At 37.1% G+C, this 26,424-nt stretch carries 20 protein-coding genes; 4 read left to right on the top strand and 16 right to left on the bottom strand.

Translation table 11 applies throughout. The annotated features are described in order from the left end of the window. Window positions 1–107: 107 nt before the first annotated feature. The 4 genes from BCL90_RS21970 to pyrR form a co-directional block, all read right to left on the bottom strand. Window positions 108–1,805 carry a porin family protein gene (locus tag BCL90_RS21970; protein WP_121287242.1) on the bottom strand — a complete coding sequence of 566 codons (1,698 nt, stop codon included), beginning with the start codon at window positions 1,803–1,805 and terminating at the stop codon, window positions 108–110. Between the two features lie 4 nt (window positions 1,806–1,809). Beyond that, window positions 1,810–4,833 (bottom strand): tetratricopeptide repeat protein, encoded by a 3,024-nt coding sequence (locus BCL90_RS21965; RefSeq protein ID WP_121287240.1) that lies wholly within the window; start codon window positions 4,831–4,833, stop codon window positions 1,810–1,812. 306 nt (window positions 4,834–5,139) lie between these two features. Next, complete coding sequence (locus BCL90_RS21960; protein ID WP_029279355.1) at window positions 5,140–6,069, bottom strand: aspartate carbamoyltransferase catalytic subunit; 930 nt, start codon at window positions 6,067–6,069, stop codon at window positions 5,140–5,142. A 2-nt stretch (window positions 6,070–6,071) separates the two neighbouring features. Further along, a complete protein-coding gene (gene pyrR, locus BCL90_RS21955; RefSeq protein ID WP_121287238.1) occupies window positions 6,072–6,620 on the bottom strand; it encodes a bifunctional pyr operon transcriptional regulator/uracil phosphoribosyltransferase PyrR in 549 nt (182 codons plus the stop codon). A 272-nt stretch (window positions 6,621–6,892) separates the two neighbouring features. Between pyrR and BCL90_RS21950 the strand changes: the two genes are divergently transcribed. Then, entirely contained in the window at window positions 6,893–7,294 is a 402-nt protein-coding gene (locus BCL90_RS21950) for a thiol-disulfide oxidoreductase DCC family protein (protein WP_121287236.1), read from the top strand. Here the strand turns inward: BCL90_RS21950 and BCL90_RS21945 are convergent. The 3 genes from BCL90_RS21945 to BCL90_RS21935 form a co-directional block, all read right to left on the bottom strand. After that, a complete protein-coding gene (locus BCL90_RS21945) occupies window positions 7,291–7,497 on the bottom strand; it encodes a hypothetical protein (protein ID WP_121287234.1) in 207 nt (68 codons plus the stop codon). The two genes, BCL90_RS21950 and BCL90_RS21945, sit on opposite strands and share 4 nt — an antisense overlap. Before the next feature lie 243 nt (window positions 7,498–7,740). Continuing rightward, entirely contained in the window at window positions 7,741–8,115 is a 375-nt protein-coding gene (locus tag BCL90_RS21940) for a DUF779 domain-containing protein (RefSeq protein ID WP_121287232.1), read from the bottom strand. Window positions 8,116–8,314: 199 nt separating this feature from the next. After that, the gene (locus BCL90_RS21935; RefSeq protein WP_121287230.1) at window positions 8,315–9,820 is read right to left on the bottom strand and encodes an aldehyde dehydrogenase family protein; all 1,506 of its coding nucleotides are present in this window, start codon (window positions 9,818–9,820) and stop codon (window positions 8,315–8,317) included. 323 nt (window positions 9,821–10,143) lie between these two features. Here BCL90_RS21935 and BCL90_RS21930 point away from each other — a divergent pair, with 323 nt between their 5' ends. Further along, window positions 10,144–11,070: an AraC family transcriptional regulator gene (locus BCL90_RS21930; RefSeq protein WP_121287228.1), complete on the top strand. Its 927-nt coding sequence runs from the start codon at window positions 10,144–10,146 to the stop codon at window positions 11,068–11,070. On the opposite strand, the gene BCL90_RS21925 is transcribed toward BCL90_RS21930, so the two are convergent. The 7 genes from BCL90_RS21925 to cmk all read right to left on the bottom strand — a co-directional run bounded on the left by BCL90_RS21925 (window position 11,067) and on the right by cmk (window position 21,291). Continuing rightward, on the bottom strand, window positions 11,067–12,731 hold the full coding sequence (locus tag BCL90_RS21925) for a beta-N-acetylhexosaminidase (protein ID WP_121287226.1): 1,665 nt from the start codon (window positions 12,729–12,731) through the stop codon (window positions 11,067–11,069). The two genes, BCL90_RS21930 and BCL90_RS21925, sit on opposite strands and share 4 nt — an antisense overlap. Window positions 12,732–12,737: 6 nt before the next feature. Next, window positions 12,738–13,736 (bottom strand): S41 family peptidase, encoded by a 999-nt coding sequence (locus BCL90_RS21920; protein ID WP_121287224.1) that lies wholly within the window; start codon window positions 13,734–13,736, stop codon window positions 12,738–12,740. Between the two features lie 481 nt (window positions 13,737–14,217). Next, window positions 14,218–16,152: a 30S ribosomal protein S1 gene (gene rpsA / locus BCL90_RS21910; protein WP_121287220.1), complete on the bottom strand. Its 1,935-nt coding sequence runs from the start codon at window positions 16,150–16,152 to the stop codon at window positions 14,218–14,220. Between the two features lie 522 nt (window positions 16,153–16,674). Beyond that, window positions 16,675–17,655, bottom strand: a complete 981-nt coding sequence (locus BCL90_RS21905) for an SH3 domain-containing protein (RefSeq protein WP_121287219.1) — start codon at window positions 17,653–17,655, stop codon at window positions 16,675–16,677. A 184-nt stretch (window positions 17,656–17,839) separates the two neighbouring features. Next, a complete protein-coding gene (locus tag BCL90_RS21900) occupies window positions 17,840–19,342 on the bottom strand; it encodes a TPM domain-containing protein (protein WP_121287217.1) in 1,503 nt (500 codons plus the stop codon). Between the two features lie 56 nt (window positions 19,343–19,398). Further along, window positions 19,399–20,229 (bottom strand): 3-keto-disaccharide hydrolase, encoded by an 831-nt coding sequence (locus BCL90_RS21895; protein WP_121287215.1) that lies wholly within the window; start codon window positions 20,227–20,229, stop codon window positions 19,399–19,401. Window positions 20,230–20,610: 381 nt separating this feature from the next. Continuing rightward, window positions 20,611–21,291 carry a (d)CMP kinase gene (gene cmk / locus BCL90_RS21890; RefSeq protein WP_121287213.1) on the bottom strand — a complete coding sequence of 227 codons (681 nt, stop codon included), beginning with the start codon at window positions 21,289–21,291 and terminating at the stop codon, window positions 20,611–20,613. A 136-nt stretch (window positions 21,292–21,427) separates the two neighbouring features. On the opposite strand from cmk, the gene arfB reads away from it, so the two are divergent. Further along, the gene (arfB, locus tag BCL90_RS21885) at window positions 21,428–21,835 is read left to right on the top strand and encodes an alternative ribosome rescue aminoacyl-tRNA hydrolase ArfB (protein ID WP_121287211.1); all 408 of its coding nucleotides are present in this window, start codon (window positions 21,428–21,430) and stop codon (window positions 21,833–21,835) included. Between the two features lie 125 nt (window positions 21,836–21,960). Here arfB and BCL90_RS21880 read toward each other — a convergent pair whose 3' ends face one another. Beyond that, window positions 21,961–22,911, bottom strand: coding sequence for a lipid A deacylase LpxR family protein (locus tag BCL90_RS21880; RefSeq protein WP_121287209.1), 951 nt, complete (start codon window positions 22,909–22,911; stop codon window positions 21,961–21,963). Between the two features lie 83 nt (window positions 22,912–22,994). Then, window positions 22,995–25,466, bottom strand: coding sequence for an endopeptidase La (lon, locus tag BCL90_RS21875; protein ID WP_121287207.1), 2,472 nt, complete (start codon window positions 25,464–25,466; stop codon window positions 22,995–22,997). Between the two features lie 316 nt (window positions 25,467–25,782). Here lon and BCL90_RS21870 point away from each other — a divergent pair, with 316 nt between their 5' ends. Continuing rightward, entirely contained in the window at window positions 25,783–26,403 is a 621-nt protein-coding gene (locus tag BCL90_RS21870; protein ID WP_121287205.1) for a tetratricopeptide repeat protein, read from the top strand. Window positions 26,404–26,424 lie beyond the last annotated feature (21 nt).

Raw genomic sequence — 26,424 nt, 5'->3', positions numbered from 1 at the left:
AACAGACCTTAGGCAATGAAGATTTTACTAAAAAGCCCATAAAAAAATGCCTCCCGATTTCGGAAGGCATTTTTTTTTTTCAGTAAGACTTTAGAGGTTTCTCTATCCTAAAATGAGTAAGTCAAGCCTCCGAAAATATTAAATCCATTAACCTGATAGTACAAATATCTACTGTAGTTTTTATTTAAGATGTTGTTTGCTTTAGCAAAAACAGAGAATTTTTTATTGATCCTGTAATCTGCACCGAGCCCTAAATCTACATAACCTTTAACTGTTTCAATAAGTTCTATACCTGTGTTAGGGATTACATATTGCGAAGCGGGAACAGGAGCACCCGTGTATACTTTAGCTTTTACGTCATCCTGAATCACCACACCTGCATTAAAGCTTAGTTTTTTGTTAAAGGTATACATAAAGTTCGAGCTCACTTTTAAACCTGGTTTGAACCAAGAGTAAGTTTCAGAAGCAGGTTTCCAATCGTCGATGTTTAATTTACCTGTCCATTTTAAAGCATCACTTACCTGAACAGAAATTTCGCCTTCTAAACCCGTTAATTTCGTTTTGCCGAAATCGTAGATAACATCAAACTTATTAAAGTCGGTAAAGTTATTTACGAACAAAGGCATATCATCAAACTGTTTTACATAGATACGGGCTTTATAACCAAAACCTGGTCCGCCAGTACCCTTAATGCCTGCACTAAAACTTAATTTTTCCACCGTATTTTTCACTAAGATATTGCTGTTTAGCCAGGGGTTTTCATCCGTAAAGCCTTTTAAAGAGTTTCTGTTTACATCTCCCTTCACCTCGCCAAAAACCTGCAGATAATCAGGAATCAGTGTGAAATCAGCAGTAATTGCCGGGAATATCTTTGAACTGCTGTAGGCGCCAAATTCCTGTACAAAATTAACTCCTGCGGTAATTTTAGCACCTTTAACCTGTAAACGGATATAAGGGTTTAAACGCAACAGGTTATTGCCAACACTGGTTAAAGCATCTTTGCTATTACCAAATTCGGTTGATGCAGCTAAGCCAAGGTTTAAAGAATTGATACGTTTGTTTACATAACCGTTTAAGCTGAGGTAATTTTCTTTGGCGCTAAATTTATCGTTCCAGATATAACCATTCGCTTTTAAGGCATAACTAAAAGCATCTTCATCTTCAGTAAAGTTTTTCACCAGTTCACCTTCTAATTCGATGGTAGTTAAAGCCTGCTTACCAGGATTAGGATTTAGGGTTGGCCGGGCATCATCTATACCATAAAAGTAGGTACCATTGCGCTCAAAATTAATGCGGCCACTCACAGTATTTTCATCTAAAATACTGCGACCAAAAACACTTAACTGTTGGTTGCTGCTATTCTGTTTGTTTAGCTTTCCTTCCTGACTAAAGTGTTTAAAATAACCACCAACCTGTAGTCCTTCATCTTTGCCGGTGTTAAAATAAGCTTCGCCCAAAAGGGTACCCAACGATCCGAATGCACCTTTTACATAATTGTTAACCAATATGCTTTCTTTTTCTTCGGCAAGCGCCTGTGCCTGTAGCTTTTGGATATCGCTGTTCAACTCCAGCTTTCTATCTAAAATGCTATAGTTTAATTTTGCTTTATAAGTTTTAACGTCGTCCAAATTCGGGCTTCTTCTCAACTTTACCGCTTCGGCCAAAATTGGTTTATATGGGCGCACTACTTCAATCTCTTCGTTTACCACCCCTTTTTCTTCAGTTTTTTTATCCTGTGCCTGAGCAGTCATTAATCCAGCAGCTAAAAAAAACAGTGAACTATATATATATTTAATCGATTTCATAATGCTACTTCTTCTGGTTTAGTTTTTCTAGTTTTTCTTTGGCTGTAGGGATGATATCGTCCTTGCCTTCGTAATTATCAATTATACTGAGAAGTGTACTTTTTGCCTGTAAATTGTCTTTTAGTGCCACATAATTATCAGATAAAAGGATAAATGCCTTCGCTACCCAATAATCGTAAGCGGCCATGTTGTTAACCAGATCAAAACAGGTTTTAGATGAAGTTTTGAAATCACCTTTGTTGTATTCTAATAAAGCCAGATTGTATTTTGCTTCGGCAGCGGCAATTGTTTTTGTTTTAGCCACTACATTTTTAAATTCTTTGATGGCTGTGGTAGTATCGCCTTTTAACAAGTAAGCTTTACCAGAGTATAAGCTGGAACTGTTTTTTTCTTCTTCTGAAGCTTTTTCCGATTCTTTGGTCAGCTGTGCATACTTAAGCATATCATCAGGCATGTTTAAAGCCGTGTAAGCCTTCAATAAATTGTTGATGGCAAAACTATAGTGAGACTTGTAATCGGTTGTCGTTTCTAATCTTTTCAGGTAAACAATCGCTTCGTTGTATTTCTTCTGATTTAAGAAGAGTTGAGAGATACTTACCAAAGAACGTTCAGTGTAATCGCTCGTCCAGTCGTTTAAGATAAATTCGTAATCAGGAATGGCTTCATCTGGCCTGCCCAGTTTCACCAACGATTCTGCTCTGATAAATTTAGCCTCTTTTTCATGGTTGGCCTTAGGAAATTTATCGAAATAAGCATTTACTGCCTGGAATGCGCCATTGGCATCTCCTTTTAGATAGGTATTATTGGCTGCGGCAAAAACAATGTTATCCTGTTCTGAACCAGAGTAATTTCCAAGTGGGGTAGTAGCCGCATAAGTAATAAAACCATTTGCGTCGCCACGGTCTACATAAATGTTTTTGATCGATTCCATCGCCTGTTTAGCTTCATCGGCAGTTGGATAATCTCGGATTACTTTTTTGAACGATTCTAAAGCGGCATCATCCTGGTCTTGATTATATTGAACCAAGCCAATGGTAACCAGTGCTTTAGCTACATAGCTGCTGCGCGGGTATTTGGCCACCAATGCAACAAGATCTGATTTAGATTTATCAAAATCGCCTTTGTTGAAATAGGTATAGGCTGTTTCGAAGCCTGCATCATCAGCATAGTTTGAATTTGGAAAATTATTTAACAAGCTTTGCATCGTTGCAATTTTCGCATCATACTGCGTTTCCAACCCCTGGATCATTCCTTTTTGGAAAGTGGCATAATCTTCAGAAGTTGTTTTGCGACTGATGATTTTGTTGTAATTGGCCATTGCATCGCCATAATTCTTATTTACGAAATACGAATCGGCTAAACGAATGGTTGCATCATCAATGGTTTTTTGATCTTTATCATTACCAGCAAGGAATTTTTCGAAATAAGTAGCTGCTTTGCTGTATTTCTCATCTTCGAAAGCAGCATAAGCCAAAGCATAATTCGCGAAATTGTAAACGCCTGTTTTATCGGCATCCGGCATCTTCAAGAATTTCTCGAAAGTGCTAACCGCTTCGCCATACTTACGCAGTTCGTACATTGCCTCTGCTTTCCAGTAAGTATTTAATGCATTGATCTCATTGTCTTCGGGAAACGTTTCAGAACGTAAAAACATTGATAATGCATTTGGGAAAGCTCTTTCATTATAAAACTCTAATCCACGGAAATAGGTTACCTTTTGATAAGCTTCTTTAGCCTCAAGGTTTTTATCTGGAATTGGCTCCAGAATATCTACAGCTGCCTGGTAGTTTTTTGTGGTTAATAAAACCTCACCCAATAAGGTTTTCGCCTCGTTTATTTTGCGCGATTTCGGAAAAGTTTTTAAGAAACCTTGTGTAGCCTCTAAAGCTTGTTGGTGAAATTCCAATTCGTAACTTAATTTGGCATAGTTTAACCAGGCTTCTTCTTGTATACCCTTATCAAAACTTAAACGAGAAGCCCTGAAAAAAGCACTTTGTGCTTTCTGCTTGTTGCCCAACTGGATAAATGCTTTACCAAGCGTATGCATACCATTTTGCAGGTAAATGTCATCAGTATTCAGTTTTTCTAAAACGGCAACAGACTCTTTGTACTTTTTATTCTGAAACAAGGAATATCCGTATTGGTAAATGAAGAGATTGTTCTTGGTTTCGCTTTTATCTTTTGCATAATATTCGGCGAAATACTTTTCAGCATTTTTAAATTCAGATTTTGCAAAGTACGATGCGGCAACCAAACTCAACATTTCTGGTTCGAATTGTTGTTTGGTTTTTTGAATCGATGCCAAGGCATAGCTGATTACATCATCGTAACGCTCATCAAGATAGTACATCGAAGTGATGTAGTAGGGATAACTCGCCTCATAAGTAGGAGAGCCCTTTAATTTTTCGAAGTTAGCTAAAGCTGTTTTATACTCTTTGTTTAAGTAATTGATATAAGCAAAGTAGTAAGTAGCGCTTTCCTGAAAATCGCCCTCTTCTTTTTTAACTTTTTCGAATAAAGGTTCTGCTTTTTCGTAGTCTTTAAGTTCAAAATAGGCGTAACCTTGTTTAAACTGATATTCGTTTCTCTGCTTGCCAGAAAGTGTAGAAGGATCTGTTTTTTCGAACCATTCTAAAGCTTTTTTATAGTTTTTCTGGTTGAAATAAGTTTTTCCAACATAGAAATAAGCAAGTTTGGTGTTCGGATTTAACGGGTAATCCCGGATAAAGGCCTGAAATAAACTTTCAGCATCTGCATTGGTTAACTCCAGTGCGCAAACGGCGGCATAAAATTTTGCGTTCTCTTTCAGTAAAGATAATTCAGCGTTGCTCTCTGTTTGGGTAGAAGGTTTATAACGTTGCAGCTCAACAAGTTTAAACTGTTGTGCAGCTGCAGTGTATTTTTCTTTGTCTAATAATTCTAAGCCCGTTTGATAGTTTTTGTTGAGGTTCTGCACCGCGCTAACCTGAGCGTAAGTGCTAAAACTTCCAGCTAAAATTAGCGGAATTAGTAAGTATTTTTTCTGCATTGGTTTCAAATATGGTTGGTACTAAATTAGAAATAGTATCAAAGCTTATCAACAGAAGTAATTAACATCTGTTAATAACACAAACTAACGATAGGATTTTAGGTTTGGTATTCAGGGGTGAACGAATGTGGAAAAATGATGTGGTTCATTGTTTAAACTGGTTAACAGTATTGTGGCAATTGTTAAATTGTTGGGGATTGTTACATTGCCAACTACCAATATAAAATCTTGAAGTACGTCAAGCCATCAACGAATGCAGATGATGACTATAGACTGATGACTTCGGACTAAGAAATCCAAACTAACCTAGCCCTGACTTGCCAATAGATACAATACCGCCATTCTCACGGCCACTCCGTTTTCTACCTGTTCTAAAATAATCGATTGTTTGCTGTCGGCTACGTCGCTGGTAATCTCAACACCTCTGTTTATTGGACCGGGATGCATGACGATGATTTCTTTATCAAGATTATCTAAAATCTGTTTGTTTAAGCCATACATCATCGCATATTCCCTTAAAGATGGAAAGTATTTAATGTCTTGACGCTCCAATTGGATGCGCAGCATGTTTGCGACGTCGCACCAGTTTAAAGCTTTAATTAAATTATGCTCAACTTTTACGCCGAGTTGGTGAATGTGTTTAGGGATTAAGGTTGTAGGACCGCAAACCATTACTTCAGCACCTAAGCGCTGCAGGCAAAGAATGTTTGAGATAGCTACACGTGAATGCAGGATATCGCCCACAATTACTACCTTTTTGCCAGCTACATCGCCCAGTTTCTGGCGGATGGAGAAAGCATCTAGTAAGGCTTGTGTTGGGTGTTCATGTGCACCATCTCCGGCATTTACAATTTGAGCCTTTACATGTTTACTTAAAAACTGACCTGCTCCGGCATAAGGATGACGCATTACTACCATATCAACTTTCATTGATAAGATGTTATTTACGGTATCAATCAGGGTTTCACCTTTGCTTACTGATGAAGAGGAAGCGGCAAAATTAACCACATCGGCCGAAAGCCTTTTTTCAGCAAGTTCGAATGAAAGTTTGGTACGGGTAGAGTTTTCGAAAAAGATGTTGGCAATCGTAATGTCACGAAGTGAAGGAACCTTTTTGATCGGCCTGTTAATCACTTCCTTGAAATTATCTGCAGTTTCGAAAATCAATTCGATATCATTCCGGTTAATATCTTTAATACCTAAAAGATGTCGGGTTGATAGTTTTTCTGCTGCCATTTTTATTTATTATTTTCGGATATTAAAATCACTTTATCTTCACTTCCTTCACTCGTCCAGGTTACTTTTACCTGTTGCGAGTTTAAACTATCCACCTGATGCCCAATATAATCGGGTTCTATAGGTAAATGTCTGCTAAACCTACGGTCTATTAAAACTAAAAGTTCCACTTTCTCTGGTCGGCCATAAGCAAGCAAAGCATCTAGCGCTGCCCTAATGGTTCTGCCTGTCCAAAGTACATCATCGATTAAGATTACTTTTTTGCCTTCGATAATAAAATCGATAGAATTGCTGCTTGCGGTAACCAGTCCGTCTTTACGGCGGAAATCATCTCTAAAGAAAGTAATATCGAGGTTTCCCTTTAAAATTTTCTTGTTTTTAAGGATAAGCTGAAGGTCCTGATGAATACGATCTGCTAAAAAAATACCCCTTGGCTGGATACCAATTAAAACGGTATTTGCGAAATCGTCGTGGTTTTCAATTAATTGATGGCAGAGCCTCTTAATTGTAATCTGAATTTTTTGTCCGTCAAGAAGTGTTTTCTTTTGCATGGAAGAAGGATTGGGCAAATATATAAAAATGTTTTAAGGTAAGAAAGTTGAAGCTGGATTGTTTTAGCGTTTCATGGCTAAATTGTTCTCTATCAAAATATAAAAACGTAAAATTATTTTTTTGATAGTGCTTTAAAGACTAAAGTAAAATGATAGAATTAAAAAATATAATAGGGATTATGTTTTTTAAGCTTTAGTCTTTCTGCTACAAGCTTAATATTCTGAGAAAACGATGGCTGTTTTTGCATTAAAAAACTTTATTTTTATAATCTATGATCCGGCAACCAGTAATCTTCTTTGATGGCGTTTGTAACCTCTGTAATTCATCTGTGCAATTTGTTATTGAACATGATAAAAAGGATCAATTCAAATTTACTGCGCTACAAGGTGATTACGCTGAAGAAATGCTGCCTAAATTTAATGCTGATCCGCAAAAATTGAATACCATCTTATTGCTGGAGGATGGAAAACTCTATACCAAATCTTCAGCGGCACTAAGAGTGGCCCGAAAACTCAATGGATTAACTCCGCTTCTCTATGTATTTCTCATTATTCCCAAGTTTATACGTGACTGGGTTTATGATATAATTGCCAAAAACCGTTACAAATGGTGGGGAAGGCAGGAGAGTTGTTGGGTGCCGACTCCCGAATTGAAAAGTAAATTTATAGCTTAATTTTGTTGACCATTTTTCTTTCTACCCGGCGACCAAAGCCAAAGTGTTAAAATGATTAAAGGTATGGTAATGCTTAAAGCAATTACAATCATGATGGCTTTTTGCTTAACCATGTCTGCTTCATTAGAAGTAAATACATAGACCGTTTCTTTAATGGCAAATAAGGTAATGATGGTAGAAAGGACGGCAAATAGTTTACGCATTGTTTAATTTTTAATGCAAAGATTGCATAAATTTTTAAAATAGTGCGTGTGCTTTATTATAGTTATCTAAAATTCTGTTAAACAAGGTATTAGGAATGAAGTGAAATGAACAATGCTATGCCACAGAGGGTCGTCATTTCACTGCGTTCCGGTCGAGATGACGATTTCTTATAGAATATATAAACAAAAAAAGCCAGCTGGATTTCTCCGAACTGGCTTCTGTTTAAACCAAATAAACAACAATTACTCCGCCGTTTTAACTGGAGTTAAATCTTTTAATTCTTCTTCAGAGAATAGGCGGTAATGGATCTTAAAGGTTTTTTGAAGCGGGGTTTCTAACGAAAAACCACCTACACCAAATCCATCCAGTACATCTAAAGTAAAGTGTGAGAATTTCCAATACTCGAACAGGTCTCTGTCTACCCAAAACTCGCAACCTTCTATTTCACCTAAACAAACATCGCGCATCCGCAGGTAATAACCTCCTTTTTCGAAACATTGAGGCTGTGTACCCTCGCAACAACCACCAGCCTGGTAAAACATGAGTTCTCCATGCTTTTCTTTAAGTATCGCAATCAGCTCTTTTGCTTTTTCTGTACTGTCTATTCGCTCGATCATGATAATGTATAGGTGGTTTTATGGTTCTTCATATTTTGATACTTATGTGGTTGATGGTTCATGGTCAGGTAGGTTGATAGTCGTGGTGCTTATTTCATTTATCGCAAGATTTAGTTTTTATGAAACACTAAGCTATGAACTAACAAACCATCAACTATGATCTTTTACGCTATGCAATAAACCATCAACTATGATCTAACTAAAAGAAACCTAATTTATTTTTATCGTAAGATATAAGCATGTTTTTGGTCTGGCGGTAGTGGCCTAACATCATTTTGTGGTTTTCTCTGCCCACACCCGATTGCTTGTAGCCACCAAAAGGAGCACCTGCAGGATAAGCATGGTATTGATTTACCCAAACACGACCTGCCTGAATGGCTCTCGGTACCTGGTAAAGCTCATGTGCATCGCGCGTCCAAACACCGGCACCTAAACCATACAAAGTGTCGTTTGCAATTTCAATGGCTTCTTCTACTGTTTTAAAGGTTGTAACGGCCAATACCGGACCGAAAATTTCCTCCTGAAAAATCCTCATTTTGTTATGGCCCTTAAAGATGGTTGGTTTGATGTAATAACCGCCACCCAATTCGCCAGGTAATTCGTTCACCTCGCCACCAGTTAACACTTCGGCACCTTCTTCTTTACCTAATTTAATGTATTGCGCAATTTTTTCATATTGGATTTTTGAAGCTTGCGCACCCATCATTACCGTTCTATCCAAAGGACTACCGACTTTTATCGCTTCTGTTCTCTCAATTACTTTGGCAATAAATTTTTCGTAAATATCTTCCTGGATCAATAAACGTGATGGACAGGTACAAATTTCACCCTGGTTTAAAGCAAACATTACCGCACCTTCTACCGCTTTATCTAAAAAGGCATCATCTTCTGCCATTACCGAACTGAAGAAAATGTTGGGTGATTTTCCACCAAGTTCCAGTGTAACCGGGATAATGTTTTCGGTTGCATATTGCATTACCAATCTGCCTGTAGGGGTAGAGCCTGTAAATGCGGCTTTCGAAATTTTAGGATTAGTCACTAAGGCACGTCCAAGTTCAGCTCCAAAACCGTTTACCACATTTATTACTCCCGGAGGTAATAAATCGCCGATTAATTCCATTAAAATCATAATAGAAACTGGTGTACTTTCTGCTGGTTTTAACACCACACAGTTACCCGCGGCAAGGGCAGGGGCAAGTTTCCAGATGCCCATTAACAATGGAAAATTCCATGGAATAATTTGCGCCACCACACCAATCGGCTCATGTACGATTAACGAAACAGTATTTTGATCGAGTTCTGAAAGTGAACCTTCTTCGGCACGGATTACTCCCGCGAAATACCTGAAATGGTCTACGCCTAATGGTAAATCGGCAGCTAAGGTTTCTCTAACCGCCTTACCATTATCGATGGTTTCAACCGCCGCCAGGTATTCGAGGTTATCTTCCATCCGCTGTGCAATCTTGTTTAAAATGATACTTCTTTCGGTAGAAGATGTTTTGCTCCAGGTTTTAAATGCCTGATATGCGGCATCAACGGCTAATTCTAAATCTTCCTTTGTGGAGTGTGCTGCTTTAGTAAAAACTTTACCATCAATTGGCGATATGTTATCGAAGTAAGCACCTTTTACCGGGGCTACAAATTTCCCTCCAATGTAATTATCGTAATGCGGCTTGAATGATGGTTTTTCAATTAAATTTTCCATAATTATTATTGATTATTAAATTTTAAAAATCATTTTGAGCGGTGTTTGGTATAAGATTTTTAATGGGATGGCTCATTGTGATTTTTAATTTTTTAAGATTTGGTTAATACAAACCTAATGGCAAAGCCTATGGAGCAGATAGTACAATCGAATCAATTGATAGCATTATTATTTCAGGCTATGTAACCATAATGATCTTAACAGTCAGCAAATGCAGATTAGGTCATGTCATGCAGGTTCCAGGCATTTATCTATACGATATAACTAGCTGAAATAATTATATTTGAGTTTATTAAATATGTCTGACCAAATCTTTTCGGTTTATGCAACATACATTAGATCAGGTAAATCTCAGTGCATCGGAAGCCTTGCAAACTTTGGTAGAGAACAGAACCTCTTATACCTTAGAACGTTGCGAATTAAATGTTTTCGAAACCTATACCGAATCGTATAAAGTTCCGCTTACTTTTAATGATTTTGTGATTACGAGCATGCTGAGGGGCAAAAAGGTAATGCATTTATTTGATAAGAAAGGTTTTGATTATTTTCCTGGCCAAACTGTTATTGTTCCGCCTGCCGTTACCATGGAAATTGATTTTCCTGAAGCTTCTGATCTTAATCCCACTCAATGTATTGCCCTGGCTATAGATCAGGAGCAGATCCAAAAAACAATTTCTTATTTGAACGAATTTTTCCCGAAAGAAGGCAGCAATGAGAAATGGCTGCTAAACTACGATGAATACCATTTTTATAACAATGAGGAGATTGCCTATCTTATCAATAAAGTAATCAGGATCTGCTCTGAACGGACAAAAGAAAAAGATGTTTTAGCCGATTTAACTTTAAAAGAATTATTGGTTCGCATTATGCAGACTCAAAATCTTAAAACCATCAGCGATGAAGGTTATAACCTCAATCAAAACCCTTTGGCCTTTGTGTTGAACTACATTAAATCTAACCTTAACGAGAAGATCAGCATCAATAGTCTGAGCGATAAGGCCTGTATGAGCAAGGCAACCTTTTATAGGTTGTTTAAGCGCGAACTGGGCATCAGCCCGAACGATTTTATCCTGACAGAAAAAATCAATAAGGCCAAGCTTTTATTGGCCCAACCCGGCACAAAAGTAGCCTCAATAAGTTACGAGCTAGGTTTTAACGATGCCAATTACTTTATCAGGGCATTTAAAAAGATCGTGGGTATTACACCGGGTACTTATCAGATGCAGGTGGCAAAACAGATCATTCACTAATTTTCTAAATATCTTTTCGAATAGGTAATGCCCATTAAATCGTATCGCTTAAACTGTGTTTTAAGTCTTTTCTGAAAATCAGGATAATTGCGTTTTTCTTTGGGGCTCCACAAAATTTCGCTCAGGGCATCCAGGCGTGGGAAAAGCTGATACTGCACTTTTGCCGGATTGGTAATGTATTCACTCCATAAACAGCCCTGTGCACCCCAAATGTATTTAGCCTGCTCGGTACTTAATTCAGCTGGTACGGGCTCATAATTATAAACGTTAATTAAAGGTGAAAATTTGTTTGCGGTTAAGCTGTCTTCTTTTACAAATTGGGCGTGGTTAAAATACATTTTAATTTCAGGCGTCATAATTACCTTATGTTGCTGTTTGGCGGCTTCAATACCACCTTTTTCGCCTTGCCAGCTCATTACCACCGCATTTGGTGCCAGGCCTCCTTGTAAAATCTCGTTCCAGCCGATGATGGTTTTGCCCTTGCTATTCACAAATTTTTCCATCCTCCGGATAAAATAACTTTGTAGCTCACTTTCATTTTTCAATCCGTTGGCTTTCATGATCTCTTGCGAAACATCCGATTTTTTCCACCATATTTTCGAAGCTTCATCACCACCAATATGGATGTATGGCGATGGAAATAGGTCCATTACTTCTGTTAAAACATTTTCTAAAAACTTAAATGTGGTATCAGAAGCCTGTAATACATTATTGTATTTGTTCATCATTCCCCAGGTTTCGGCAACTTCATATTTTTTATTGGGCTCGGTGCCTAATTCAGGGTAAGCAGCCAATAAAGCCATACTATGCGCAGGCATTTCAATTTCAGGAATAATGGTAATGTAACGTTTGGCGGCATAATCAACTACCTCTTTAATCTGCTCCTGGGTATAATATCCGCCATGTTTAATGCCATCGGTTTTAAGCACGCCATCTTTTGGTGTAATTTTTACTTCTTTTGGTAAAACCTGGTATTTAATATTTTCATTTCCTTTTCCCGGCCATAAACCAATAATACTTCCGTTTCTCCAGGCACCGATTTCAGTCAGCTTTGGATATTTTTTAATCTCGATTCTCCATCCATGGTCATCAGTTAAATGCCAATGAAAATAATTCATTTTATGCAGCGCTAAGTAGTCGATGTACTGTTTTACAAAGGCTACATCAAAAAAATGGCGACTTACATCGAGGTGCATGCCTCGGTAATCGAAACGCGGGTAATCGGTAATTTCGACAGCAGGAATATTTAAGCTGGTTGATTTTGAAGTTGGCAATAATTGTATCAAGCTTTGGATGCCGTAAAAAGCAGCAGTATCCGATCCGGCGGTAATCGTAATGGTATTTTGATCTATCTTTAATTGATATTGATTTGCATTGCTTACCCCTTTATCGATGATCACATTGATCATATTTTTTCTTTTAATGTCTAGGTTTTTGAACCATTTCAATTTTAGATTATAATATTTATTCAGGTACTCATCTAAAAAAATAATGGAACTGTTCGCACCAAAATCAGCATAAAAGCTAGTCGTAATATCTATTTTAAAAGGTTGTGCTTTTTGATCTAATTTAATAGAAACTGGTTGCGGAATGATATTAATTTCCTGTGCTGAAAGTTTAACGCTAAGACAAGCTATTGCTATTAAAAAAATACTTCTCATTATTTCTTATTTGATGGTATTTAAAACTTCAATTGCCTTACTCATGTATAACCGATTTGTTTCTGCTTGTTTACCAGATGTTTCTATTTTAAAATCAGGAGTAAGCCCTTCCCCAATTTTAGTATATTCTTTTTGGTTTCTATCCACTGTATTTCCAATGGTAAGTACTAAAAATGCACCATCGCTTAATTTATACTCTTGATTCCCTGAGGTTAATCCTTGAGTGTTTTCTCCAATGAATTTCACGTTTTTTTGTCCGGCAAATGAGATGGCCGCAAACTCGCCTGAACTTCCTGTTTTCTTATTGATGAGGATCACCAGGGGTTTAGTTACTGTAGTAACGCCTTTGTTTTTAAGGTTAAATTGATGAGCAAGGTTTTTCCCTTCGTAAAATTTGCCGTTTTTGTAAGCGAAATATGTGATTTCTCCTTTAGCATCTTTAGTTGCAATTACCTTTTGATCATTTAAAAGCGGGGAAATAGCGGCATACATTGGGTAAAACATTCCGCCAATATTATCCCTCAAATCTAGTATCCAGCCTTTGGGATTGTGTTTTTGCAGTTCGGTTAATCGCTTATAGAAAGTATCTACATATTCATTCCAGTCATCAAAATTATAACATCCAATTTCTGGTAAAGTAATGTAAGCATATTTGTTTTCTAAAAAGTCAGCTTTAATAACAGGGAATTCTTGTCCGGTTGCCCTATAACCGAGCAAATATTCTTTTACAGTCTCCGGGGCATAAAATCTTGAGTGCGCATCTTCTAGCCCTTTAAGGGCATCGGTAATAATAGGGTATGTATCTCTTATTGTTTTGCAGGTGGCAGCCGATTTTAAAGAAGAATTATATAGTGAATCCCAGTTGACTTTGCCCTTGTTAACCGATTTTGCTTTCATCATATCCAATGCAGATATTAAGTATTTTTTAACGCTATCCGCTTGGCTATATGCAGTATTGGCAATAGAGATGAAACAAAAAATGATTATAATGCTTATTTTATACATATTAAGAGGGATTTAATCAAAAGTAAGAAAAAAACGCGCCCGATGAAAGTTGGTAGTTTTACCAATGAGTACTAACTCCTTCCGGAAATATTGCAACTAGTTTTGTTTAAAAAGATGGAAGAAATTATCAGCCAAGGTCTACTTCCTCTGTTAAATAAAGTCTAGCATGCAGACGATAAGATTAATGCCGTTTTTCACGGAAGAAAGTATAGCGGGATTGCATTTACCGATAAGCGCTTGCTTTCGTTTTCTAATTATGATTTACTATATAAGGTATTTGAAAAAATATAAGCTCAGGTTGCAAATTTCCGCTCTGATAAAAAGAAAAGCGAAAAAGATTGCTTCGGCTCGCGCAATCCCAGCCTCGAAATGACGATTCATGGAGGAGATCCGTGCATTCCGTGTTTCCGTGGCAAAAAATAACCACAAAAAAATCCCGATAACTTTCGCCATCGGGATTAATATATTCAGTTAAAAAGAACTAGCCTTTTTTAGCTTTGCTTTCTTCGCCTTCTAATTGCGATTTCAATTGAGCCAATACGTCTAAGTCTCCTAAAGTAGATTTCTCTACAGAATCTTTAACTTTTTTAACCGCAGTTACAGCAGCTTTAGCTTCTTTTTTCTTAGCATTTCTTTCTTCTGCTACAGCTTCAGCTTTAACCTCTTCCCAGATACGGGCGTGAGATACTACGATACGTTTTGCTTCTTTGTTGAATTCAATGATTTTGAAGTCATTGGTTTCTTCAGCTTTAACTGAAGTACCGTCCTCTTTAACCATGTGTTTAGTCGGTACGAAACCTTCTACACCATAAGGTAAAGCAATAACAGCACCTTTATCAGTTACTTTAACAACAGTACCCTGGTGAACCGAATCTAAAGTGAAGATCGTTTCGAAAGTATCCCAAGGGTTTTCTTCTAGTTGTTTGTGACCTAAGCTTAATTTGCGGTTATCAACATCTAATTCTAAAACAACTACGTCTAACACATCACCAACTTTAGTGAATTCGTTAGGGTGGTTTACTTTTTTAGACCATGATAAGTCAGAAATGTGGATTAAACCATCAATACCTTCTTCGATTTCAACAAAAACACCGAAGTTAGTCATGTTTTTAACAGTTGCCTGGTGCTTGCTTCCAACTGGGAATTTAGCAGCAACTTCTTGCCATGGATCGTTAGATAATTGTTTAATACCTAAGCTCATTTTGCGCTCGTCTCTGTCTAAAGTTAAAACTTCAGCTTCGATCTCATCACCAACTTTTAAGAATTCTTGTGGGTTTCTTAAGTTTTGTGACCAGCTCATTTCAGAAACGTGGATTAATCCTTCAACACCTGGGATGATTTCTAAGAAAGCACCGTAATCTGCAACAGTTACGATTTTTCCTTTTACTTTAGAACCAACCTGGATGTCAGTACTTAAGTTTTCCCAAGGGTGTGGAGTTAATTGTTTCAAGCCTAAAGCGATACGTTTTTTCTCATCATCGAAATCTAAAACAACTACGTTGATTTTTTCATCTAATGATAATACTTCTTTTGGATGCTCTATGCGGCCCCAAGAAATATCAGTAATGTGAAGTAAACCATCAACACCACCTAAATCGATGAATACACCGAAATCAGTAATGTTTTTAACAGTACCTTCAAGTACCTGACCTTTTTCTAATTTAGAAACGATCTCTACTTTTTGGCTTTCTAAATCGTCTTCGATTAACACTTTATGAGAAACAACTACGTTTTTAAACTCATGGTTAATTTTAACAACTTTGAATTCCATTGTTTTACCCACGTATACATCGTAATCGCGGATAGGTTTAATATCAATTTGAGATCCTGGTAAGAAAGCCTCAACGCCCATGATATCAACAATTAAACCACCTTTAGTACGGCTCTTAACGAAACCGTTGATGATTCTATCATTTTCAAGAGCCTCGTTAATAGCTTCCCATGATCTTTGGGTTTTTGCTCTTTTGCGAGAAAGGATCAATTGACCGTTAGCATCTTCTGGTGCTTCAACGAAAACGTCAACTGAATCGCCGATTTTTAGATCTGGTGTATCACGGAATTCTGAAGTAGAAACTAAACCGTCTGATTTAAAACCAACGTTTAATACTACATCTTTGTTGTTAATTGAAACAACAATACCGCTAATGATTTCACCTTTAGTGATCTGATTGAATGTTCCGGCATACATATCTTCAAACTTTTTACGGTCTGCATCATTGTAATTACCGAAAACTTTTTCATCTGCATCCCAATCGAAATCTTCGGTTGGTGTTGCTAATGATGATTTGATCGATTCGATCGAAACTGAATCAGCTTCTGATTCGATAGTTTCTTTTTCAGTCAGGCGTCCGCCTTCTCCCTGAAGTTCAGCTGTTTTAGCTGCTAATTCTTTTTCTGCTACTTGTTTTTTAGCCATTAATTAATTATCTCCTTTTTTCCCTATTTAGGGACTGCAAAGGTAAAAATATTTTAATTAATAGAAAAGATTTTTTTAATAAATCTTGCTGATTTTTAGATGATTATAATATATCGATCCGTCATCCTGGATTTATTTCAGGATATGGGCGAAGAGGGCTACAGCTTTTATGGATTGATTTTTCATTAGGATTTGAAAATCAGCACTCCGTATTTCATCGGGAACAGCAGCCCCGCTATCGCTTATAGTCCTCGCTGCGCTCCGGGCTATTCTGCTTTATCGGGTTTATAAACAAAGGGGCTGTGCACAAATACCTACCAAACGTTCTTACGGAACGAAACGCCAATAACAAATTGGCTACCCATGATCCGTCCCAATGGGACGGTTTACAGCAATGACAAAAAAAAGTCAATTAAATATAAACGACTATAACAATATTTGCCGTCCCATCGGGACGAATCATGGGTAGAAAAAAAATATATGTTTTTTTCGTTCCGTAGGAACGTTTTATGGGTGGTAGATTTATTTTTTCGTAAACTTTCCCCTTGTAAAGCCCTCGCCAACCAATGTTTTATCATCTCTGATCAATAGCATAATCGTGTTCTGCTGATCATAAAGTTTGATCATGTCCCCTTCAATAACATATTTTGAAGTGAAAATAGAATCAGTATAGGCATCGGTAACGGTTACCGAATCTTTCGATTTAAAATTGAAGGTTTTGTATTGAATATCTTCATTGCTTGCAAAGGTGCCTGTTACCACTTTTGCCTGTATAAAAGTAATGTAGCAGAAATACCCGGTTACCAGGATTACAACTACTGCAAAACCGATCAAAAATTTGTTGCTACTGGCATATTTAATCGAAAAGTATAATATAGTGAAGAGTATTAAGGCTACAACTACAAAAAAGATAATGTTTGTGTAATCTGTTTTTACCAGAGGTACTGATGCGGTTACGCTGGTTTTTTCGACTGCAGCTTTTACAGGAGAAACCCTGACTAAAAATTCTTTACTCACCCATCCTTCACCGTTGGTAACTTTAATTTTATAGAAGCTCGTATTCGATGAGTCAATCACGGCCACATTTTCATTTTTAGGCAGGTATCCTACAATTTTGCTTTTTGGATCAGCTTGTTGTCTTACACGTAAATCGTCGGCAGTTACGCGATACATGTCGGTGCTTGTTGCCGTTTGAGTGGCAGCACCTGTTTGTGCAGTAGTTGCCTGCGCAGTAGTCGGTTTAGTTGCCGGTGTAATTTTTTCTACAAAATCCTTGCTTACCCAACCTTCGCGGTTTTTAAACTTTACTTTGTAAAACTTGTCATTACTTACGTCTAAAACGGTAATGTTTCCATTTTGGGCAAAATTTCCAATCACCTTGCTTTTCGGATCGCTGCTTTCTCTTACGCGCAACTTATCGGCCTTAACACGATACAATTCTTGTGCATTTAAACGGTTAGCAAAAATAGAAAGAGCGATGATGAGGAAGAAAATTCTAGTCATAAGTATAAGATTCTGCGAACAGTTTAATCGATAATTGCAACACGCTATAAGCAAACACCGTGCTAAGAGTTTCAAAATTAGAAAATACTTTTAATAGGTGGAGATAAGATTGAAAAAAGGTACTGTTCGTTTTTCTTGAAAAACTTCTTTTAGTCAGAACAAAGCAGCTATCTAATAAGGCAAGTTACCAACTGCCTCCCGTACCACCACCGCTGCTACTGCCGCCGCCCCAGCTACTGCTTGATGACGAAGACGATGAACTGCTGCCTGATGAAGAGGAACTTGATGACGAACTCGATTCGACCAGCATGGCCAGTTTAATCCACTTTATAAATTCTGTTTTTTTGCAAAAACTGCACTCATTTATCAGTTTTGCCTGGCCTTCATGACTGTAGGTTGCTGCTCTTGTAGTTATGCGTTTATTTAGTTTATAAGTTCTAAAGTAACAATCCGGGCATTCAGTATAGCTATTGTAGTTTTCTGCAGGCCATGCCTTAATAATATGTTCTTTATGGTCGGCACTTTCCCAGATATCGTAATCATAAGCTTTTACTATTTCCTCTTTACGTTGGCCCTTTGTTAAAAAAGGTTCGCCTTCAATATTGATATCTCTGTCCAAACGTATCATTTCCTGACCCTTACTATCCAGCACTGCTTTAAAGCGGTTAATGTTCTTAACCCTTTTAAATAAATAGATGATGATGTTGATTAAAATAAGGGGAGAAAAAATGATTAGCCAAAAATTCTTTTTATGAAAGCTACTTACCGAATTAAAAAAGTTTTTATCGTCATTGTGTATTTTCCGCAATGCTGAAATGTGGAAAAGGTATCTGCCGAAAAGTACAAGAGCCAAAATAACATACAGAATAATCGGAACATCTTTTGGCCTTATTTTTTTAACTAATTCCAGTCCACCAAAAAAGAAGAATATAAAGCCAGTTACAAAAGTGATCATCATAGCCACGGCACAGCCTTTTCCAATCTTTTCATATTGGTTTACATCTGACTTGGATTTATCTTTTGTAGCATTTTTAGCCTGCCGGTTTAAAATTTTGAATGCACCCCAAAAAAGCATAATGATTATCCCGGTAGGAAGTAAGAAATTTTCTAAATCATTATCACTTTCTTGCTGAGTAAACAATTGATTGAGCTCCGATTTATGTTCAGGGTTTAAAATAATCTCACCAATGGCATTAATGGTATTGGTAATTCCGGTGGCAAAATCATTTTCTCTAAAAGCAGGCAAGAGGTTTTGTTCGGCAATATGTTTAAGCTTTACATCAGGTAAAACACCTTCTGCACCAGTACCCGTAATAAACCTGTATTTACGGCGCTCCTTTGAAATAAATAACAACAAACCATTGTTACTGGTTTTTGAACCTATTCCCCATGTATTGAAAAGCTCATAAGCAAAGTCGAAATCCTCTTTATTATGGTCGAAATCGTTAACTACCACCACTGCCACTTGCACATTGGTTTTACTCTCGAAATCGGATATGGTGCTATTGATCTCCGAAACCGCATTGGTACCCAGTATTTTATCAGGGTCACTCACATAACCACCCCCATTATTTTTAGGATCGGGTATGTCTTTTACTTTATAAGCCGTTTGTCCAAAGGTGATATTGGCAACTAAAAGAAAGAATAGCAGGGCAAGGGGAGTAAATAAACGGGTGTTGAGCATCATATAAATTAGGTGTAATATTTTTACATCATCATTCAACAACTAAGTAGTCACATAGTTTACTCTTTTAATATTTTAGCCAATACTTTATCCAGTTTGGCCTTGTTTTTCATATAGGCTTCTAAATCATAAAGTTTTACCGTTTTAAATTCTATCTGATGGCTTTCGCTTTGTAATGATATATAACCTGATGTTAATGCTTTACCATCTATTTTAACTTTCGGGTCGAAGTTAGAAACGTTGCCACCGCCAATTTGAGGTTTTGTATATTCTAAAACCACTTCGCCTGCTATAATGTGTTTGATAACAGAATCACCTAAGACTAAAAATTCTGCAGTCACCCATTGGTCGCCTGCATAGGTTTTCGATCTGGAATCTAAACAGTGTGGTGTAAACAATTTACCATTATAATTAATCAGCGTTCCAGGCGTACACACATTGCTGGTATGGCGTTCATGTTCTCCGTCTCCACCTAAAATCTGTCCTTCAATAGAAATCGGAAAATCCTGGTCTTTTAACATCGTTGCCGGATCCTGGCAATGTAACATGGCACCACTGTTTCGGGTTGCCCAGCCTTCGCCACCTTTAGCCTGTTCGCCAACAAAACGATAGGTTACTTTTAATAGGTAAGCCGAAAATGGTTTTTTATAGAAGATATGACCATATTGTTGGTCAAATTCATTGTATCCATCATAACTTACTTTCATTACACCGTTTTCTACACGGAATGTGTTGGCATAATTTTCTTTATAGTCGTGTTTTGCAATTTTAATGTTCCAGTCTTTTAAATCTTTTCCGTTAAAGAGATTGATCCAGCCTTTTTGGGCACTTACATTTAAAATAAAAAGGGATAGAAATAATACAGTAAGGTAAATTGATTTTAATTTCATAGCGACATTTGGGTTATGTGCTAAAAATATGAATTTTTTTCTGAAGTCAAAGTTCGATAGCCAGATAGATCATGGTTGATAGTCTTGTAGCTCATAGCTTGGAACCGGTTAACCGATAATAATTAACCTTAAAGATACGTCCTTTCGACTGGAGCACCGCGTAATGGAGAAATCTATATAGTCTAAAATCCCTAGTTTTAAGACGATTAATTAAGCAATGCATTTGGGATGCAGCGATAGGCATCTGTTTACCAATTTAAACGGTTAACCAAACTTTTATAATATTTTTCGTCGCTTTGTAGTAACGAATATGGCCATCAACTATCAAATACTAAACTATGGACCAATGAACTAATGACCAGTGAACAAATGAACTACTGCCTAATAAACCAAAAACGGATTAACTTTCTCTAATGCAAAATCCAATTGTTCTTCCTGTGTAAGGTCTGTGTTATCTAAAATGATAGCATCATCAGCCCTAACCAACGGACTTTCTTTTCTGGTGGTATCAGCGTAGTCGCGATGTGCAAGATTTTCAAAAACTTCTTCTAACGTGGTTTCATTATTGCCTTTGCTTTCTAGTTCCTTAAACCTGCGTTCAGCCCTGATTTTTGGATCGGCCGTCATGAAGAATTTCACAGGAGCATCAGGGAAAACGGTAGTGCCGATATCGCGGCCATCCATTACGATATTTTTCGATTTTCCCATGCGCTGCTGTTGTTTCACCATTTCATGGCGGACAATTTTATGCGCTGAAACCTCACTTACATTTTCAGAAACAGGCATTAAACGGATTTCATCAGAAACTTCTTCACCGTTAAGGGTAATGTGCGATTCGTAATCGCGCGAGTGGAAATTCAGTTCAATATGCTGTAAAGCATCAACAACTTTAGCATCATCAGTAATATCAATATTATTCCTTAAGAAATATAGGGTTACAGCACGGTACATCGCCCCGCTATCTACATAAATAAAACCTAATTTTTTAGCCAGCGCCTTCGCTAATGTACTTTTTCCGCAAGATGAATAGCCATCTATTGCTATTACCAGGTTTTTCTTCATCGTAGCGCAAAGGTAAAAAATAGAAACAGAATGCTGAATTTTTTGGGCATAAAGATAGATTATAAACAGACTAGGGCTAAAATATTAGTTTGCTGGATGTGTTTTTTGTTAAATTCCAAATTATTACTTTTGCGGCATGTTACCTACAAGAGAAGAAATTTTACGGTCTGTTACTTTCAAAACTTCCAGAAGTGGGGGCAAAGGTGGTCAAAACGTAAACAAGGTTTCTAGTAAGGTAGAACTCATTTTTAATATCGATGCCTTTGAGCATTTCAGCGATGAGGAGAAAACACTATTAAAGGAAAAACTGGAGAATCGCTTAGATTCTGAAGGACTGTTACATATTGTTTCGCAGGAAGATAGGAGTCAGCTCTTAAACAAGGAAAAAACCATTGCAAAACTGATCGATTTATTAAAGCGGTCATTAACTGTTCAGAAAAAAAGAAAACCCACTAAAATTCCCAAAGGCATTATCGAAAAGAGGCTAAAGAATAAAGCCTCAACGGCTGAAAAGAAGAAGAATAGGAAAGTAATTGATTTTTAATAATTTTATTAGTTATCTGACCTTCTGTAGATGTTAGTTCTTAGAGATCCGATAGCTATCGGATCAGCATGACGATTGTTTTGGATAATGAACCATCTAAAAATAAAACAATATTAACAGTTAACCTAACTCTTTCCAAACCTGTAATATAAACTCAAACCACCATAATTCTGCGCTTTTGCCACACTTTTAACCTCTTTCGTTTTAAAAATCACATTAAAATCAGCTGTAAATCGCTTCGAACTATAATTTACACCAAACTGTTGTTCAAAAACGATTGGTTTTACACCAAATGTTACCGGACTATTGTTATTAAAAAGACTTCCCTGTATGGTGGCATCATAGGCAACAAAGTTGAGCTGCGGTTTAACGTAAAAGAAAAACTCTGAATTATTTAGGCTTTTGGTTTTCGAATTTCCAATTACCGCATTATGGTAAGCACTATTGAACAATTGATTGATTTTACCTGCCCTAAATAAAACCGAGGTGCCTAATCCTGAAAAAGTGGTACCTAAATTGGCATAACCCTGTGCGCTGATATCCACAATTGGATCTTCAGGTCTAAAAAGTAGTTTACTGTAGTTGGCGGCGAGGTTTATGGCCAGTTCATTTTTAATCTGGTAATCCCAGCCTGCAGGAGTATAAAAACCTACGGTTTTATGGAGGAAACGTTGTGCGGTTTGGGCAAGCGAGTTAGGGCCAACAGTTCCCAATTCTACACTTGTTTTTAAAACGCTTTCATTTTTGTAGAAAACCGAATAAGCGCCACCAGCATAAAGGTAACCTGCAAAAGGCCTGTCCTGATCTGCTTTATTGGGTACCTGGCCCCAATAGGGCGTATACATTTTTTGTCCGGCAGAAATTTCGTAGGTTTTCTTTTCGATCTTATCGGAGAGTTTTTCCGTATTAATGGCATGACGGAAGTAAATAAATAATCCGTTGGTATAATACCGGTCGTTTAATGTAGCCAGATAAGCATCGTTTTCAGTTTTAAAACCGAATTCGTTTTTAAAAGATTGGGCGAAACTGGTTGAAACAACCGAACAGAAAACTATGGTGAATAAAAATGATCTCATAAAAAAGCCCAGGCAATTTACCTGGGCTATAAAAGTATTTATTGTAATTGGATTTTTGATTGTTAATCCAAAAGAATTAGCAATTAGTTTATAATCGGAGCAATTTTAACACTCAGATCTATAGGTTTTTTTACCTTATTTTTAGTTAATGCCAATTCAATTACTTCGCTCATTTCAGTTACATAGTGAAACGTTAAATCTTTAATGTAACTTTCTTTAATCTCTAAAATATCTTTACGATTGCTTTTGCAAAGGATAATTTCTTTAATGTTCGCCCTTTTTGCTGCAAGAATTTTTTCCTTAATTCCACCAACAGGAAGTACCTTTCCGCGTAAAGTAATCTCACCCGTCATAGCTAAATGTTGTTTAACCTTACGCTGTGTAAATGCCGAAGTTAGTGCGGTAAGCATCGTTACCCCAGCCGATGGCCCGTCTTTTGGTGTAGCACCTGCAGGCACGTGAACGTGAACATCCCAATTGTCAAATAAAGTGTAATCTATGCCAAATTCAGCTGCATGGGCACGTAGATAAGCCAAAGCAATTACTGCCGATTCTTTCATTACATCACCCAGGTTACCGGTTAAGGTCAATTTTCCTTTCCCAGGACTTAAACTCGATTCAATAAATAAAATATCACCTCCAACACTTGTCCAGGCTAAACCTGTTACTACCCCGGCAACTTCATTGCCTTCGTACAAATCCTTATCGTAAATCGGGGCACCCAAAATACGCTCAACATCATCATTGCTTAAGTTTGCTTCGTAGGTCTCTTCCATGGCAATTTTAGTGGCCACACCACGTACCAAAGAGCCGATTTTTTTCTCTAAACCACGCACACCCGATTCTCTTGTATAATCTTCGATCACCTTTTCGATCAGGGTAGTTTTAAGGCTAATATCTTTGGTCTGCAAGCCATGGTTTTCTTTCTGTTTTGGTAACAGGTATTTTTTTGCAATCTCTATTTTTTCTTCAATCGTATATCCGTTTACCTCAATAATCTCCATACGGTCTAACAAAGCAGGCTGTATGGTGCTTAAAGAGTTTGCTGTGGCAATAAATAAGATGTTTGATAAATCGTAATCCACCTCTACATAGTGATCGTAAAAAGCATTGTTTTGCTCAGGATCTAAAACTTCAAGCAAAGCTGATGATGGATCACCACGGTGATCAGTACCTACTTTATCAATCTCATCCAAAACAAAAACAGGGTTATCTGCTCCGGCTTTTTTAATCGATGAAATAATACGGCCTGGCATGGCACCGATATAAGTTTTACGGTGGCCACGAATCTCTGCTTCATCGCGGATACCGCCTAAAGCCATGCGTACATACTTACGGCCTAATGCCTTTGCAATTGATTTTCCTAAAGATGTTTTACCAACTCCCGGAGGGCCAACCAAACATAAAATAGGCGCTTTCATATTGCGTTTTAGTTTTAGCACAGCCAGGTATTCGATAATACGCTGCTTTACTTTTTCCAAACCGAAGTGATCTTTATCTAAGATGCGCTGTGCTCTTTTTAGGTCAAAATTATCTTTTGTAAACTCGCTCCAGGGTAAATCTAATAGTAGCTCTAAGTAATTTAACTGAACCGAATAATCAGGCGCAGCAGGATTCATTCTGCCTAACTTATCTATTTCTTTATCAAAATGATCAGCAACGGCCTGGGTCCATTTTTTCTTTTTAGCCCTTTCCTGTAAAGCATCAAATTCTAAATCTGCAGAGTTTCCGCCCAGTTCTTCCTGGATGGTTTTTAGCTGTTGATTTAAGAAATAATCGCGTTGCTGTTTATCTAAATCGGTACGCACTTTTGATTGGATCTGATTTCTCAGCTCCAGCATCTGCAATTCGACCATTAAAAGTTCCATTACCTTCTGTGCTCTTTCATGCAATTTATCCATTTCAAGGATTTTTTGCTTATCGGCCATTTCGGCATTCATATTTGATGAAATGAAATTGATCAAAAATGAATTGCTCTCAATGTTTTTTAGTGCAATACTGGCTTCGCTCGGAATATTTGGCGAAAGCTGGATAATCTGTGCAGACATCTCGCGTATAGAAGCAATTAATGTTTTAAACTCCTTATCCGCCTTATGCTTTTGCTCTTCGAACTTTTTAACAACTGCTTTGATATAAGGTTCATTCTGTACCTCTTCAATTAAGCTAAAGCGTTGTTTACCCTGAATAATTACAGTCGTATTCCCATCAGGCATCTGCAACAACTTAATGATGTTGGCAACTGTACCAACCGTGTTAAGCTGCTCAAAAGTGGGATCTTCAATAGAAACATCTTTTTGAGACACAACACCAATAATCTTATTCCCTTTGTAAGCTTCTTTAATTAGCTTAATCGATTTATCTCTTCCAACTGTAATAGGAATAACTACTCCTGGAAATAAAACTGTGTTTCGCAAAGGCAATATGGCCAAGGTTTCGGGTGTTTCCTCATTGTTCATTTCTTCTTCGTCTTGTTGAGACATTAAAGGAAAAAACTCTGTATCTTCATTTATAATTGGCATTGCTGTATGGAAATCAAATATATCTTGTTTACTCATTATCACATTTTCCGCTAACGACAAACTGGCAGTTTGATCGCATTCAATTTGTTTAATTTTGGTATTGGCTTAATAAATTCAACTCTTGTGCCAAAATGAAAATAATATTAATCTTATGTTAAAAAGGCAGAAAAATATAAATATTTTCGCCAATATCATATAAAGCATTTTTTAGCGTTTAAGCTAATGTTTAGGGCACCTGGTTGGAATGAAAGAAAATTAAAAACTTTTAAATTATCAGAATAGGATTATATTGCAAAAAATTTCTCCTATAAAATTCGGTTAGGCGTTAGATTTGTTAACTTATTACTCATACATGAACTATTTTAAAAAGGCGATTTTAGGTTTAATTATTTTTACATCAACGAGTAGTTTTGCGCAAAGCAATTACGATAGAAGCATGCAGGCTATTATGAAAGGTGATTATAAAACTGCCGCTATACAATTAGAAAAAGCGGATGCTAAAACTCCTGATAATGCAACCGTACTCCAGATGCTTGGATATTCTTATTTCCAAAACCGTGAATACGAGAAATGTATTGCCACATACAGTCGATTATTAAACATTAAGCCAACAGAGGTTTCTGCTTATTATTATCGTGGCATCGCAAGATTAAAAATAGCTAACGATCCTAAAGAATCGTTAAATAACATGCGCGAAAATTTTTATCTGGCATCTCTCAAAGATTTTACAAAAGCCATTGAAATTAATGGTGATGAAGATGCACAGATGTTCCAGAACCGTGGCCTGGCTTACAAAGATTATGCAATTTTCAGGTCATTTAAAGCAAAGAAAAAAGAAGAAAAAGCAGCTTGTGTAGCTTTGTTCAATAACTCTATCGCTGATTTTCAGAAGGTATTAACCCTGCAGCCATTAAGGAAAGATATTATTGATTGGGTAACCTACGATAAGGCGCAGATTGCCAGCCTAAAATAAAATACATCCTTTCAAAAAAAA

Origin of the sequence: Pedobacter alluvionis (assembly GCF_003664035.1) — a bacterium.
Lineage (GTDB): Bacteria > Bacteroidota > Bacteroidia > Sphingobacteriales > Sphingobacteriaceae > Pedobacter > Pedobacter alluvionis.
The sequence above is the reverse complement of the archived record's forward strand: the minus strand, read 5'-3'. Positions and strand labels throughout refer to the sequence as shown.

Bases quoted from the DNA above. Each gene is read 5' to 3' on its own strand.
- BCL90_RS21970 (WP_121287242.1), bottom strand. From the start codon at position 1,805: ATGAAATCGATTAAATATATATATAGTTCACTGTTTTTTTTAGCTGCT.
- BCL90_RS21965 (WP_121287240.1), bottom strand. From the start codon at position 4,833: ATGCAGAAAAAATACTTACTAATTCCGCTAATTTTAGCTGGAAGTTTT.
- BCL90_RS21960 (WP_029279355.1), bottom strand. From the start codon at position 6,069: ATGGCAGCAGAAAAACTATCAACCCGACATCTTTTAGGTATTAAAGAT.
- pyrR (WP_121287238.1), bottom strand. From the start codon at position 6,620: ATGCAAAAGAAAACACTTCTTGACGGACAAAAAATTCAGATTACAATT.
- BCL90_RS21950 (WP_121287236.1), top strand. From the start codon at position 6,893: ATGATCCGGCAACCAGTAATCTTCTTTGATGGCGTTTGTAACCTCTGT.
- BCL90_RS21945 (WP_121287234.1), bottom strand. From the start codon at position 7,497: ATGCGTAAACTATTTGCCGTCCTTTCTACCATCATTACCTTATTTGCC.
- BCL90_RS21940 (WP_121287232.1), bottom strand. From the start codon at position 8,115: ATGATCGAGCGAATAGACAGTACAGAAAAAGCAAAAGAGCTGATTGCG.
- BCL90_RS21935 (WP_121287230.1), bottom strand. From the start codon at position 9,820: ATGGAAAATTTAATTGAAAAACCATCATTCAAGCCGCATTACGATAAT.
- BCL90_RS21930 (WP_121287228.1), top strand. From the start codon at position 10,144: ATGCAACATACATTAGATCAGGTAAATCTCAGTGCATCGGAAGCCTTG.
- BCL90_RS21925 (WP_121287226.1), bottom strand. From the start codon at position 12,731: ATGAGAAGTATTTTTTTAATAGCAATAGCTTGTCTTAGCGTTAAACTT.
- BCL90_RS21920 (WP_121287224.1), bottom strand. From the start codon at position 13,736: ATGTATAAAATAAGCATTATAATCATTTTTTGTTTCATCTCTATTGCC.
- rpsA (WP_121287220.1), bottom strand. From the start codon at position 16,152: ATGGCTAAAAAACAAGTAGCAGAAAAAGAATTAGCAGCTAAAACAGCT.
- BCL90_RS21905 (WP_121287219.1), bottom strand. From the start codon at position 17,655: ATGACTAGAATTTTCTTCCTCATCATCGCTCTTTCTATTTTTGCTAAC.
- BCL90_RS21900 (WP_121287217.1), bottom strand. From the start codon at position 19,342: ATGATGCTCAACACCCGTTTATTTACTCCCCTTGCCCTGCTATTCTTT.
- BCL90_RS21895 (WP_121287215.1), bottom strand. From the start codon at position 20,229: ATGAAATTAAAATCAATTTACCTTACTGTATTATTTCTATCCCTTTTT.
- cmk (WP_121287213.1), bottom strand. From the start codon at position 21,291: ATGAAGAAAAACCTGGTAATAGCAATAGATGGCTATTCATCTTGCGGA.
- arfB (WP_121287211.1), top strand. From the start codon at position 21,428: ATGTTACCTACAAGAGAAGAAATTTTACGGTCTGTTACTTTCAAAACT.
- BCL90_RS21880 (WP_121287209.1), bottom strand. From the start codon at position 22,911: ATGAGATCATTTTTATTCACCATAGTTTTCTGTTCGGTTGTTTCAACC.
- lon (WP_121287207.1), bottom strand. From the start codon at position 25,466: ATGAGTAAACAAGATATATTTGATTTCCATACAGCAATGCCAATTATA.
- BCL90_RS21870 (WP_121287205.1), top strand. From the start codon at position 25,783: ATGAACTATTTTAAAAAGGCGATTTTAGGTTTAATTATTTTTACATCA.